14 protein-coding genes are annotated in these 13,110 nt (G+C 61.5%); 4 read left to right on the forward strand and 10 right to left on the reverse strand.

The genetic code is table 11. The annotated features are described in order from the left end of the window. Positions 1-21 precede the first annotated feature (21 nt). A complete protein-coding gene (locus FHX76_RS11505; protein ID WP_167150821.1) occupies positions 22-822 on the reverse strand; it encodes a hypothetical protein in 801 nt (266 codons plus the stop codon). Between the two features lie 85 nt (positions 823-907). Between FHX76_RS11505 and FHX76_RS11510 the strand changes: the two genes are divergently transcribed. Both FHX76_RS11510 and FHX76_RS11515 read left to right on the forward strand, forming a co-directional pair. Continuing rightward, the gene (locus FHX76_RS11510) at positions 908-1,201 is read left to right on the forward strand and encodes a hypothetical protein (RefSeq protein WP_167150822.1); all 294 of its coding nucleotides are present in this window, start codon (positions 908-910) and stop codon (positions 1,199-1,201) included. 643 nt (positions 1,202-1,844) lie between these two features. Next, on the forward strand, positions 1,845-2,837 hold the full coding sequence (locus FHX76_RS11515; protein WP_167150823.1) for a malate dehydrogenase: 993 nt from the start codon (positions 1,845-1,847) through the stop codon (positions 2,835-2,837). Positions 2,838-2,917: 80 nt separating this feature from the next. Here the strand turns inward: FHX76_RS11515 and FHX76_RS11520 are convergent, their stop codons facing one another. Then, positions 2,918-3,991, reverse strand: a complete 1,074-nt coding sequence (locus tag FHX76_RS11520; protein ID WP_167150824.1) for an FUSC family protein — start codon at positions 3,989-3,991, stop codon at positions 2,918-2,920. A 69-nt stretch (positions 3,992-4,060) separates the two neighbouring features. Here FHX76_RS11520 and FHX76_RS11525 point away from each other — a divergent pair, with 69 nt between their 5' ends. Next, positions 4,061-4,579 carry a MarR family winged helix-turn-helix transcriptional regulator gene (locus FHX76_RS11525; RefSeq protein WP_167150825.1) on the forward strand — a complete coding sequence of 173 codons (519 nt, stop codon included), beginning with the start codon at positions 4,061-4,063 and terminating at the stop codon, positions 4,577-4,579. On the opposite strand, the gene FHX76_RS16775 is transcribed toward FHX76_RS11525, so the two are convergent. Genes FHX76_RS16775 through FHX76_RS11560 form a run of 7 tightly spaced genes read right to left on the reverse strand, consistent with a single transcriptional unit; the run spans position 4,563 to position 11,763 of the window. Continuing rightward, positions 4,563-6,185, reverse strand: coding sequence for a thiamine pyrophosphate-binding protein (locus FHX76_RS16775; RefSeq protein ID WP_341777938.1), 1,623 nt, complete (start codon positions 6,183-6,185; stop codon positions 4,563-4,565). The genes FHX76_RS11525 and FHX76_RS16775 overlap by 17 nt on opposite strands. Before the next feature lie 60 nt (positions 6,186-6,245). Continuing rightward, entirely contained in the window at positions 6,246-7,346 is a 1,101-nt protein-coding gene (locus tag FHX76_RS11535; RefSeq protein ID WP_167150826.1) for a pyridoxal-phosphate-dependent aminotransferase family protein, read from the reverse strand. Positions 7,347-7,366: 20 nt separating this feature from the next. Then, complete coding sequence (locus FHX76_RS11540; protein ID WP_167150827.1) at positions 7,367-8,233, reverse strand: polysaccharide deacetylase family protein; 867 nt, start codon at positions 8,231-8,233, stop codon at positions 7,367-7,369. A gap of 24 nt (positions 8,234-8,257) precedes the next feature. Next, positions 8,258-9,076, reverse strand: a complete 819-nt coding sequence (locus tag FHX76_RS11545; protein WP_167150828.1) for an SDR family oxidoreductase — start codon at positions 9,074-9,076, stop codon at positions 8,258-8,260. Then, a complete protein-coding gene (locus tag FHX76_RS11550) occupies positions 9,073-10,047 on the reverse strand; it encodes a transporter substrate-binding domain-containing protein (RefSeq protein WP_167150829.1) in 975 nt (324 codons plus the stop codon). Before FHX76_RS11550 ends, FHX76_RS11545 begins: the two co-directional genes overlap by 4 nt. Continuing rightward, complete coding sequence (locus tag FHX76_RS11555) at positions 10,044-10,835, reverse strand: amino acid ABC transporter ATP-binding protein (protein ID WP_167150830.1); 792 nt, start codon at positions 10,833-10,835, stop codon at positions 10,044-10,046. Before FHX76_RS11555 ends, FHX76_RS11550 begins: the two co-directional genes overlap by 4 nt. Then, positions 10,822-11,763: an amino acid ABC transporter permease gene (locus FHX76_RS11560; RefSeq protein ID WP_167150831.1), complete on the reverse strand. Its 942-nt coding sequence runs from the start codon at positions 11,761-11,763 to the stop codon at positions 10,822-10,824. Before FHX76_RS11560 ends, FHX76_RS11555 begins: the two co-directional genes overlap by 14 nt. 206 nt (positions 11,764-11,969) lie before the next feature. Between FHX76_RS11560 and FHX76_RS11565 the strand changes: the two genes are divergently transcribed. Continuing rightward, the gene (locus FHX76_RS11565; protein ID WP_167150832.1) at positions 11,970-12,734 is read left to right on the forward strand and encodes an IclR family transcriptional regulator; all 765 of its coding nucleotides are present in this window, start codon (positions 11,970-11,972) and stop codon (positions 12,732-12,734) included. Between the two features lie 20 nt (positions 12,735-12,754). Here FHX76_RS11565 and FHX76_RS11570 read toward each other — a convergent pair whose 3' ends face one another. Continuing rightward, entirely contained in the window at positions 12,755-13,051 is a 297-nt protein-coding gene (locus tag FHX76_RS11570; protein WP_167150833.1) for a metal-sensitive transcriptional regulator, read from the reverse strand. Between the last annotated feature and the right edge of the window lie 59 nt (positions 13,052-13,110).

Consider the following 13,110-nt stretch of genomic DNA (forward strand, 5'->3'; position numbering starts at 1 on the left):
CCGCCGACGAGGAGCACGCCCCTACGGGGTTGGGGCCTCCATACTGACTTCGCCGGTGTCGCCGTTGTAGTCAAAGACGGTTCCGTCTTCCATGACGTAGTGCACGCTCGTGCCGAGCGGTTGTTCCGCCAGAAGCATCAGCTCAATGTGCTTGGCGTGCTGCGCGTAAAACAGCTCCGTTTCAGCATCGGGAGTTCCAAAATAGGTAGCCGCTTTGAGATCCGTGAGGATGAACTGGGCAGCGAGGTAGGCACCAAGATTCTCTTTTGTTTGGGGAATCTTCGTCCAGAGCGTTCCATCGTCGTTCGACTGTTTCAGCTCGATTCGAAAAGCTTCGAGCCGTTCTCCGATTGTGCCAGTTCCTCCAATTTGTGGATCATCAGGCCCGTAGACCGGCCGGTCCTGCTCCGACGAGCCAGAATCTGGCGCCGGTGTGGACTTGCCCGTGGGCGAGGGCGAAGGTGTCGGCTCAGACGTCTTTTCCGACTTCTCCGATTTGTCCTTCGAGGTGGACTTCGACTCCTTTTCTGACGAAGCAGACTCAGAGCTGTTCGAGTCTTGGCCAGAGATAATTGCAGCCGCGCCAACACCAGCGCCCGCGATCAATACGGCCCCGCCGATAATCGACGCAAGCACAATGGTCCGCTTGCGCTTCTTTGGTGCGGGCGAAGACTGGCCGGCATAACCCATCCCGTATTCCGCGGGCTGAGGCGTCGGCGCTCCATAGCTTGGGACAGCGGCGTTATCGTATTGAGGCGGCGGGGGCACGACTGACGGAAGCGTCGAAGTGGATGGCGCTTGGGGTGTTTCGGTTGTCGGCATTGGCATTGTCGGCTGATCCGTTGACACCCCAGTCGGCGGCGCTGGCGGGCCCTTGATATCGCCAGCCGGCGGCGCGGGAGGCGAGATGATGGCGTTTGCGGGCGGCGCGGGAACGGCGCTTGTTGGCAGTGTTGGGGCTTCGCCAGCTGGCGGCGCTAGTGGCCATGATGGGGCTGGCGGGACCGGAGGAACGTCCGAATTGCTCGCAGGAGGCGCAGGAGGCGCGGATGGCACGCCAGCCGACGACGCTGAAGGGACAGCGTCCACATGCGGTGCGGGCTGGCCGGTATGCGCAGGAGGTGCTGGCGGGCCAGCCGGGGCACCCGTCGGCGGCGCGGGCGGCCCCGAGGTTGGGGCTGGCGGGTTTGTTGCCGGATGATCTGGCGTCGTTGCAGGCTCGTTGCCGCTTGGCGTTGTCACGGTTCGTTCACGCTTTCTGCCTCGGATCGAATGCTCCGAAGCCCGTTGTTGATCAAGACCCCGTCTCCGAGGATACCTTTTTCATTCGCGCCAGCACGGTACTCATCGCGAGCCGGAACAACTCACCAACCAGCCGCCATCATGGACTTACGGGGCGGAGCCCCTACTGCCGCCAGGCATCCGGGTGCCACAGCAAACCGGGCCAGGTAAACGGTTCCTATGAATTTGGCAAGAAATCGAAATATAACAAACAGATAACTAGCGCTCGTTATCGTTTCGTTATACTCTGGTGGAACGTTGAACGTTAGCTGTGGCGGACAACGTAAATGATTGCAGGACACTCTTGGTGCAAAGGTGAGGGTTGGTCGTTAGCCTCTACGACCGGCCCTCATCTTTATTTAACTCGCCAACGCCTCCGCGCGCGCCGATCTCACATCGGCGTCGGGAAATCCACCAGCGCTGGCGGTCTACTGCGGTGAATTTCCCGACCTCGAATAGCCGACCAAGAGTTGGCCAACCAGCGGCATCCACCCCTCCACCGCGCAACGCAGGCGCAACCTCGGGGCTTCTCCTCGGCGGCCCCTGGATCCTAAACTGTGGGAATGAGCGCACAAGCAGTAACAATTGCCCTGAGTGGAGCCGGTGGACAGATCGGCTATGCAGCACTCTTCCGCCTCGCATCAGGCGATCTTCTTGGGCCAAAAACCCCGATCCACCTGAGGCTCCTTGAGATCCCGCAGGGAGTGAGCGCGGCGGAAGGAACCGCCCTCGAACTCACCGACTGCGCATTCCCTCTCTTGCAGAGCGTCACGATCGACACCGACCCAAACGTGGTGTTCGAGGGGGCAAATATTGCGTTTCTGGTTGGCGCCCGCCCGCGCACCGCTGGCATGGAGCGCAGCGACCTTCTCTCGGCAAACGGGGGCATCTTTGGCCCGCAAGGACGAGCGCTGAACGACCACGCGGCCGACGACATCCGCGTTATCGTGGTTGGCAATCCCGCCAATACCAATGCGCTCATCGCGCAACGCAACGCTCCAGACGTTCCCGCCGAACGGTTCACCGCACTGACCCGCCTCGACCACAACCGCGCTGTTGGCATCCTTGCTGCCGAGGCTGACGTGCCGGTTGACAGCGTGAGCGGAATCACGATCTGGGGAAACCACTCCATTACTCAGTACCCCGACCTCAGCCACGCAATTGTTGCTGGCTCACCAGCGCTCGACATGGTCGACCCCCGCTGGGCCCGCGGCGCGTATATCGAGCGGGTCGCCAAGCGCGGCGGCGAGATCATCGAGGCTCGAGGTTCATCATCCGCTGCCAGCGCGGCAAACGCGGCCATCGACCACATGCGCGACTGGGTCACAGGAACACGGCCACACGAGTGGACAAGCGTCGCGCTTCCGTCTGACGGATCGTACGGAGTGCCAAACGGACTCATCTCGTCGTTCCCTGCACGCAGCGTGAACGGCCAGTGGGAAATCGTCCAAGGCCTCACAATTGACCAGTTCTCGCGGGAGCGCATCGACGCGTCCGTAACCGAGCTGCTTGACGAGCGCGAAGCAGTCAACGCGCTTGGGCTCATTCCGTCCTAACGCTCAACAACACGAAGCCCGGTCACTGCCCGCGACCGGGCTTCGGTGTTTCCAGACGCCAAACGGCAACAGAGACCCGATCATCCAGCTGCCGCAGCGGCCCGCAACCGCTTGCGCAACCGGTGCGTTGCCAACAGCAGGAGGGCGGTCACAAGAACGCCAATAATTGTGTCGATAGCACGATCCCTGAGCACCTCACCAACCGGAAGCGGACGGGTGAGGTGCATCATCATAAGCGCAAGCGGGGTAATAAACAGGAGCGCGGCGCTGTAGTTTCTCGCTACCGTCAGCTCGGCCCCGATCTGCAGCAGGCCAATAACCACAACGATGCCAACAAGATTGAGTGGCAAAAACAAGAGGCCAGCGGCAATGACGAGGCCAAGCATGGTGCCGATGACCCTGTGGCCCGCCCTCAGGAGTTGCGCTGCGGTCGAGCCGCCAACGACGGGGACAACCGCGGCAACCATTGCCCAGTACGAGAATCCAAGGCCAAGCGCGTAACTCGTAAGCCCGGCAAGCGCTGCCGCAACGCCACAAAGGCCGGCATGGAGCGCAATCATGGCTGGTGACGGCCCTGCAGCGGCCGGATGTTGTGGCGCAGCCTTCGCCGCACGGGCCTGTCGCCGTGCAGCTGGCAGCGCGAGGCCAACGTACCCAACGGCAAGGGCGAAGAGAGCGCTCACTCCCGCGCAGATCGCGGCGATACCGATGGTGGATGCGGTCGCAGGCATCCACGCACACACGGCAAACCCGAAGACGAAAAAGATGGGGCCGCCCGGCTGCCAGCGCCGTCGGTCGGCAACCGCGGAGGCAACGGCCGCAATCATTGCCGTTGCCAGAATGTTTACGACGGGAGCCGCGCCTAACGCGGCAAGGGCAACACCAAGCACCACGCACAGGACAAGGCCAAGACCGGTTTCAGCCTGCATCCGCAAGCGAGCGTGCCGCGCGATGCCTCGGCCGTAGACCGAAAGCATTGAACCAAACACGGCGTATGGCCCCCACTCTGGGCGGCCGATGAGGCACAGCACAGCGAGCGGGACAACAACAGCGACCGCAGCCCGAATTGCGGGTCGATGAGCCCCATTATGTGGGCCAAAGCGAAGGAAATCCTTGGCTTTTGGCAAGAGAAGAGCGCTTGTTGGTGTGGTCATAGTCCCCCGGGTAGCAAACAGTGCAACACCCTATTCTAGTTCACGAGTGAAGTACTTTATACTGGGAACATGACCGACGCGCTTGATGAAGTCCGTGCCCAATGGCGCCAGCTGCGCCCCGAACTCGACACGGCTCCGATTGATACGGTTGGCCGCATCAATCGAATCTCGCGCATCCTTCAGCTCCAAAGCGACGCATTGCTCAAGCAATTTGGCTTTAGCAGGGGCGAGTTCGATATCCTCGCAGCACTCGTGCGCAGTGATCGAGCGCTCATGCCAAGCGAAATTGCTGACCGCCTCATCGTCTCGGCCCCCGCAGTCACAAAATGGACCCAGCGGCTCGTCGAGCAGGGACACATTGAGCGCCGCCCACACCCTCGGGACAAGCGGGGAAGCCTGCTCTACGCAACGCGCTCAGGGGCGGATGCTATCCATGCGATGCTGCCGGTTCAGCTTGAAGCCGAGGCCCAGCCGCTCGGCATCATGAGCCCAACCGAACTCGACGCACTCAACGCGACCCTTCGCACCCTGCTCGCACAGCTTGAGCCGCAACACGCCTCACACGAACCGGCTAACACACAAAGCTAATAAGCGTTGGCCGGTCGCGGCCGATTGCGGCGGCGGCACGTCGAGCGACATCCGCGGCGTCCGTCGCCACCTCTCCATACCCGCCAAGCGCAACGGCGAGCGCGGCAAAGTCTGGCTGAACAAGGTCAACACCAACCGGCTCGATTCCAAGCGAAAGCTGCTGCTCGCGAATCTCGCGATACCCACCGTTGTTTGCCACAAGCACAACGACACCAAGCCCCTGCTCAACCGCCGTCGCAAATTCCTGCACCGAAAACATCACGGCACCGTCGCCGACGATGGCAACAACGGCCCGGTCCGGACACGCAACCTGCGCACCGATGGCAGCAGGAAGCGCGTACCCAAGCGTCGCGGAACGCGGCATGTACAACAGCGAATTTGGTTGATCGACCGGAAAGTAATGAACGGTACCAAAGTACGTCGACTGCGAGGAGTCGCCGGTGATGATGACATCGCTCGGGAGCGCGGCCCTGAGCTCGGCGTGAAGGGCCCGCCACGAAAGCCCAAGCTCGTCTGCCTCACTCGCGAACACGCCGCGGAGTGCTGCCGCGTCCGAATCTCGCGCCGCACCACGGCGCGATCCGATGGCATCGATGAGGGCGGGTACCGCCTCCTCTGCGCGTGCGGCCAGCCCAATTGCTGGAGAGGCGTTGCGACGAAGCTGCGCGGGGTCAACATCGACCCGGATGATATGCGAGTTGGTGATTGTTCCGCCCCACAGGTCTGAGTCACTCAGCTCGCTACCAATCACCAGAAGGGCGTCGCGGGTATTCGCCCAGGTGTGCGCGGATTCGAGGCGGATATTTGCACCAAGCGAGAGCGGATGCGATTCGGGCAGCACGCCTTTACCGTTGCAGGTTGTCAGCACTGGGGCGTTCAGTCGTTCGGCGAGCTCGCGCACCAGTGACGAGACGCCGCGCGCGCCGCCACCAACGACGATGCCGGGTCGCTGGGAACCAATGAGCAGGTCCGCAGCGGCCTCAATCCGATCGGGAGCAACCGGCAACTGGCGGCGCTCACGCGGCTGCGCGACCTCCCCCCGCCACGACCCCGCCAAATAATCATGAGGAATCTCGACAAAGGCGGGGCGTGGCCGCCCGTCCGTGAGCTGCCAGAACGCGTCGGCGAGAGAAGCGGAGATGTCTTCCGTCGACTCCGCGCGCCTGCTCCATTTGGTCACACACGCCATCGCCCCGAAGGCATCCTTTGTGTCGTGCAGTTCACCGGAGTCGAGGCCCTCCGCGCCGGAGGCGAGCCCAGAAGCGAGAAATAGGACGGGCCTCGACTCTGCGTATGCGGTTCCTGCCGCGGCGACAGCATTCAAAACCGCCGGCCCGCTTGTGGTCAGCACCACACCTTGGCGACCCGTGACCTGGCTATAGCCGTCAGCGGCATACCCAGCGCCCTGCTCGTGCCGCACGGTGACCACCCGGAGCCCCCTGAGCTTGAGGTGCCGATAGATCTCAAGGTTATGCGTGCCGGGAATCCCAAACACCGTATCGACGCCGTGCGCGATGAGCGACTCGACAACGGCCGCACCGCCGTTGCGATGCCATTCCACAACCGTCTGGCTGCGGTCTGCCTGATGCGTACTGACTGGTTCCACGGTGAATCCCTTCGTTGCCGGATTGAGCGGTGCTGAGCTGAGGTGCGTTGTCGCCTGCGCTTAGGCGCGCGCGATGGCCTCCTTGAGGGCGCCAAGCAGCAGGGTCACGGATGCTGGGGACGCGTTTGGCCCCATGAGCCCAATACGCCAGACCGTCGACGCAAATTCCTTCACGCCAGAGCCGATCTCGATGTCAAACCTCGACAGCAGGTAGTTGCGCACGGCAACGGAGTCGACGCCATCAGGAACCTTCACGCTCGTGAGCTGCGGCAGGCGCGAGCCCTCTGCCGCAAACAACTCAAGGCCCATCTCTTGGAGCCCGTCCTGCAGGGCCTCTCCGGCCTGGCGGTGCCGAAGCCATACGTTCTCCTGGCCTTCCGACAAGACCCGATCAATGCCGGCCTGCAAGCTCGCGATCATCGCGACGGGTGCGGTGTGGTGATAGGTGCGCCCGCCGCCGCTCGCCGAGCCGACGTAGCCGCCGAGCATCCCGAGGTCGAAGTACCACGACTGGGGTTCGGTGTTTCGCCGTGCAAACGCTCGCTCGGAAATCGTGAACGGGGCAAGTCCTGGGGCAACGCCAAGGCATTTTTGCGTGCCGGCGTAGGCAACGTCAATGCCCCACTCGTCAACCCTGAGTTCCATGCCACCGATTGACGTTACGGCATCCATGATGACGAGCGCGTCGCCCTTTTCCCGAGCGAGCGGTTCGAGGTCGGACAGCACGCCGGTTGAGGTTTCGGCGTGGACGGCTGCGATGACCGTTGGGTTTGGATGCGCATCCAATACCTTCTGTGCGTCTACCGGTTGGCCCCACACATGGTCAACGCGCACGACCTCGGCGCCGCAGCGGGCGGCAACGTCACACATCCGCTCGCCAAAAAGACCATTGACCGCAACCACGGCGACGTCGCCCGGCCGGATGGTATTCACAAAGGCAGTCTCCATGCCTGCGGAACCCGTTGCGCTCAGTGGCAGGGTGCGTTCGTTACTTGTGCCCCACAGGGTACGGAGCCCAGAAACGGTTGCGTCAAGACGGGCAAGGAACTCCGGGTCAAGATGACCGAGCAGCGGATAACCGAGGGCACTCGTTGCCTCAGGATACGGATTGGTCGGGCCCGGCCCAAAGAGGTGACGGGAGGGGAGCTTGGTTGTGTTCATAGTGATGCGTTTCCTTGTCATTATTGGGGGTTTGGTGAGAAAACGGCCGGTTTGCCTGACCATGCGTCATAGGCGTCGTTCAGCCCGGTTATCCAGAGACTATCGAGTCCTGCACAGTAATCGATAAAGCGCTCAAGCATGAGCATGTGGTGCGGCCTCCCAATGCACTGTGGGTGCAACACAAGGACCATCACGCCACCTGGGCAGTGTTTCATCCCCCAGTCAAGCGAATCCTTCCACCGGTCAAAAACGACCTGCGTTGACGAAAGGCCCTGCAACGAGCCAGCCACAAACTCGAACGCCATCCAGTCTTCGAGATACCAGGAAACCGAAAACTCGAGCAGGTTGTATTCCCGCCCGAACACCGTGCGATCTTCGCGATCGATGCTCACAATGGCCCTCGGATAGTAGGGCTCAAAATCGCGGCCGGATGTGCTGCTGCTCCACTCAAAACCGTGCGCTTCGAGCAGCTCGTACGTGTGCTCGGTCAGAGGCCCCGACGGCACCCGGTAGCCACGCGGCCGCGTGCCAATGACCTCAAGATGCTGCTCAATCTGACGGGCGAGCAGTTCGTCCTCGCGACCCCGTGGCATATCAAGCAGGTTCTCGTGATACACGCCGTGCGCAAAGATTTCGTGGCCGCGATCGGCAACTTCTCGGCTGCGCTCCGGCCAGGTCAACAGGGTATGGCCTGGGATGCCCCAGGAGGTCCGAAGGTTGTAGCGATCGAACAGGTCGAGCAGCCGGGGAACGCCGACCTCCGGCCCGTATTCTCCCCTCGCAAGGTACGACGGGTCGTCTTTTCCCTTTGCGAGCCAGACGGCATGCCCATCCATATCGACCGTAATGGCCAGCCCAAACGTCTTTCCCTCTGGCAGTGTCAGCACTGAATACTCCGTCCGCAGTGGCGATTAGTTGTCATCGATGGTCTTCATTCCGTCGCCGAGGTAGGCATAGAGTCCGCCATCAACCATGATTTCTGAGCCAGACATATACGAGGCACCTTCCGAAGCCAAGAACGCAACCACCGATGCGATTTCATCGGGTTTGCCGATGCGACCTACTGGTCGCGACGCGCCCCACCGCCGAATCATGGCCTCTGGATCGTCGCTGAGGGCGGCATCCGACCGAAGCAGCGGGGTATCAACCGCTCCGGGTAGCACCGAATTGACGCGAATGCCAAAGGGAGCTGCCTCGATCGCAAGCGCCTTCATGAGCGCGGCGACTCCCCCCTTCGAGGCCGAATAGGCGCTCGATTCAGGGATGGTGCGAAGCGCGTGTGGCGACCCGGTGAAGATGATGCTGCCGCCGTTGCCGGCCGTCCGCATCGCGAGATAGGCCTCTTTTGCGAGCAAAAAGGCCCCCGTGAGGTTGATATCGATGACACGCTTCCACCCGGCAAGGGTTGTTGAGGAGACCGGCTCCGTCCACGTCACGGCGGCATTGCAGTGCACGGTATCAAGGCGGCCAGATTCGGCAAGGATGCGCGTGATCGCGGCGACGACGGAGGCCTCGTCGGAGACATCACAAACAATCCCGTTCACGTCGAGCCCGAGAGCCAGCAGCGAGGCACGCGTCGATTCGACGGCTGCGGAGTCAATGTCGAGCATCCACACCGTCGCCCCCTGCTCGGCGAGCGCCCGAACGGATGCTTCACCAATGCCACTCGCGCCGCCGGAAACGGCCGCTACCGTTCCGGCGAGTTCTGGGTACCGTGGCCCGGACGTCACGACGTTGCCGCCATCGTTGCGCCGTTGATGGGGAAGTCGTCTCGCGCACCCTCTTCGAGGTTCCAAGTCGCAAGCAATTCTTGGTACACACCGCGTTCGTGCAGGACTTCAAAGGCGCGCTGGATGGTGTCGCCAAGCGCGGTGTTGTCCTTCGCGAAGGCGACGCCGTAGGTGCCAACGCCAAACTGGGCGGGGAAGACCTCCCACGCACCGGGATCCTTGCTCCGCTCGAAGCCCATGACCTCAATGGCCATCATCGCGGCGACACCCCTGCCCTGCTGGATCTGCAGCAGTTGGGCCTGCACACCAGCCACCTCGACGAGGTTGATGGGCGCGAGCGACTTTGCCACGCATTCCTCCTGCGAGAGGGTCTCGACCATGCCTGGGTACAGCGTTCCGGTCTCGGCGATCACCGATTCGCCGCAGAAGTCCGACAGCTCGGTAAAGTCGCCGGCGCTATCCGCTGGCAGCAGCAGGCTCGCGAACGTGTCGAACATGTCAACAAACGATGCGGACTCCTGACGCTCTGCCTTATCGATCATCGACGAGAGCACCATGTCGGTCCTGCCAGTAGTGAGGCCAGGCATAAGCGCCGCGAAGTCCTGCACCGTGTTGATCTTGATGTCGATACCGATCACTGCGCTGAGTGCGTTGATCATGTCGATGTCAGCACCAATAAGAGTGTCGGTTCCTTCAACGGTGTATTCCATTGGGGCATTCGGGATCTGTGACAGGTTGATGATGTGGCCCCTATCGATGATGTCTTGGGGAAGCATCTCCTTGAGCCCTGGTTCGGCCTTGATTGACGCGATGAGTTCGGCGTTGGCCGTCCCAAGGTCTGGGGCAGCGGATGCGCCGGGGGTTGAGCTCGTTGACGGCTCGCTGATCGTTGCCGCGTCGCTGCAGCCAGACAGGAGCAGCGCCGTTGCGGAGAGCAGAGCCGCTGTCGCCATTGACGTACGGATGTTCATGATGGATACCTTTCTGAACTTCGGTGGGTGAGGTTAAAACGATTGACAAAACTCCTGGTGCGTTCGTGCACTGGATGCTCAAGCACGTCGCTTGGCGTGCCCTCCTCGATGATGACGCCGCCGTCGAGCACAATGACTCGGTCGGCGACCTCACGGGCAAACTGCATCTCGTGGGTGACCACGACCATGGTCATCCCCTCTGCCGCGATCTCCTTCATGGTGGCGAGCACTTCACCAACAAGTTCAGGATCGAGGGCAGAGGTCGGCTCATCAAACAACAGGACATCGGGCGACATCGCGAGCGCCCGTGCGATCGCAACGCGCTGCTGCTGCCCGCCAGACAGCTGGGACGGGTAGTGCTTCATCCGGTCGGACAGACCAACCCGGTCGAGGGCCGCCGCCGCGTTTGCGCGTGCGGTCGACTTACTCTGCTTCAGCACCGTTCGAAGCGCAAGCACGACGTTTTCTTCTGCCGTCATGTTGCCAAACAGGTTGAACTTTTGGAAGACCATGCCGATGCGGCGACGCTGCGCATCCACCACTCGCTCGGGGGCGCCAACGTAGTGGTCACCGCGTTTGAGATAGCCCATGACGTCGCCGTTGAGCAGCACGATGCCGTCGTCTGGGGCCTCGAGGTGGTTCATGCAGCGCAGGAGCGTGCTCTTTCCTGAACCGGAACGCCCGATGAGGCACACCACCTCGCCCTCGGCACATTCAAAGTCGACTCCCTGAAGAACGGGAATCCCGAGATAGCTTTTGCGGATGGCCTTTGCCTCAAGAATTGGCATTGGTCCGCCCTCCCTTCACGAGTCTGATCAGGTCGCCGATCATGCGATCGCCGATGCCCGTTTGCCAGTCTTTGCCGCGAGAAAAGTGCCGTTCGAGGTAGTACTGGAAGACGCTGAGGACCGAGGTCGCGATGAGGTACCAGATAGCAGCCACAAACAGTAGCTCCATCACCTGTCCGTTGACGAAGTAAATCTGCTGTGCCCGCGAGAGCAACTCGGGGAAGGCGATGACGGCCGCGAGCGATGTGGTTTTCAACAGGGTGATGGCTTCGTTTCCAACGGGAGGAAGGATGGACGGCATCGCCTGCGGCACGATCACCCTCATGAGGGATACCCGAGAGGGGATGCCGAGGGCGGTCGCGGCCTCCTTCTGGCCTTTTTCAACGGAGAGGAGGCCTCCCCTAAAGATCTCGGCGAGGTATGCGGCCTCGTTGAGCCCAAGCCCAAGCACAGCCGCAACGAGTGGGGTAACGACCTCGATGGTTTTGTATTCAACTCCGCCGGGAAACCCGATGGTCGGAAACACCAGCGCGATGTTGAACCAAATGAGCAGCTGCACAAAGACGGGCGTTCCCCTGAATGCCCACACGTACAGCCACGACACCGTCGAGGCGACAGGATTCTTGGAAAGGCGCATCACCGCGAGGATGCCCCCAAGCACGATCCCAACCACCATCGAGAGCACCGCAAGCCAAATCGTCTGCAGGAAGCCTTGGAAAATCTGTTTTGTGCCGAAGTACTGCCCAACCGACTTCCAGTTGATTTGGCCAACCGCAAAGGCCCAGATAATTGCGCCGAGGATTGCAATAATGATGATCGCAGCGATCCAACGACCAGGATGCTTTGGCTTTCGCAGGTCGTAGTGTTGCGGGGGCTCGCCACGTTGGGTTGCTGCGGCAACCTCGGGGTTCTGTGTGTGCACTGTCATTTTGAGATCGCCAATCAACGTTGAGTGGTGGATATTCGAAAAAGTGACTTAGTTTTTCAACTATGTGGAAGTTTTGTTCTACTATGTGAAAGTTAGACTAAGCGCTTCTCGTAAAACAGTCAAAGGTTTTTTTCGAAGCGACTCCCCCAAGTCCACGGAAGACCAGGGCCAACGCCATAATGGTCAGAACAGGAACGGCGAATTCAATGACGAATGAAAAAGCTTCAGGAACGGGCGCACAATCCGTTGAACGCGTCTTCTGGCTGCTCCAACTCATCGCCGCCGCAGGTGGCAGCATCACGCTCACCGAGCTCGCCAATCGGGCAGACCTGCCAAGGCCAACCATCCACCGCATCCTGCGAACGCTTGTTGCCGATGGGTACCTCCGGCAACTCGCAAATAAGAGCTACTCCCTCGGCCCCGGCCTCATCTCGCTTGGCGAAGCGGCGAGCAAGCAGCTGGGGATGGTGGCGCATCCACAGCTCAACCGGCTCGTCGACCAGCTCGGGGAATCCGCAAACATGGCCATCCTCGACGGCGACATGCTGCTCTACATCGCCCAGGTCGGGTCGAAGCGCTCCATGCGGACCATCACCGAGGTTGGCCGCCGCAGCTACATGCACGACTCCGGGCTGGGGAAGGCGCTCCTCTCGCAGCTTGACGACGCCAGCGTGAGGGGAATTGTTGGCCGGGCAGGGATGCCCGTACACACCGACACCACGCTGCCAGACGCCGACTCGCTCATCGGGGCGCTCAACGAGATTCGCGCGACCGGTTATTCGACCGATGAAGGCGAGCAAGAAGTTGGCGTGCGGTGCTTCGCGGTGCCTATCCCAAATGCGCCGACGCCAACAGCCATCTCGGTCTCTGGACCGGCGGCCCGGCTCGACGACGAGTTCAGGGACCGCGCCCTTCCCCTACTCTTTGAAGCGGCTGCGTCTCTCTCGGCACTCACACGACGGGACGGCTAGGCCCGGCTGCTCGCTGCTCGCTAGGAACGAACCAGCCGAGCAATAGCCGCGGACGCCTCTTTGAGCTTCTCGTCAGCCTCTGCTCCCCCATTGCGAGCCGCGTCGATGACACAGTGCCCGAGGTGGTCATCTAGGAGCCCGAGGGCAACACCCTCGAGCGCACTCTTGAGCGCCGAGATCTGCGTCAAGATGTCGATGCAGTACTGCTCCTCGTCGACCATGCGGTGAATGCCACGGGCCTGCCCCTCGATGCGCTTGAGGCGCGCGAGGTACTTGTCTTTGTCGGTGATGTACCCGTGGTGCGCGTGATCAGTCATTTCACATTCCTTCTCGTGAGGGGCTCCGAACGATTCTACGACTCGATCTCCAACTTCAC

Source organism: Lysinibacter cavernae, from assembly GCF_011758565.1.
GTDB classification, from domain to species: Bacteria; Actinomycetota; Actinomycetes; order Actinomycetales; family Microbacteriaceae; genus Lysinibacter; species Lysinibacter cavernae.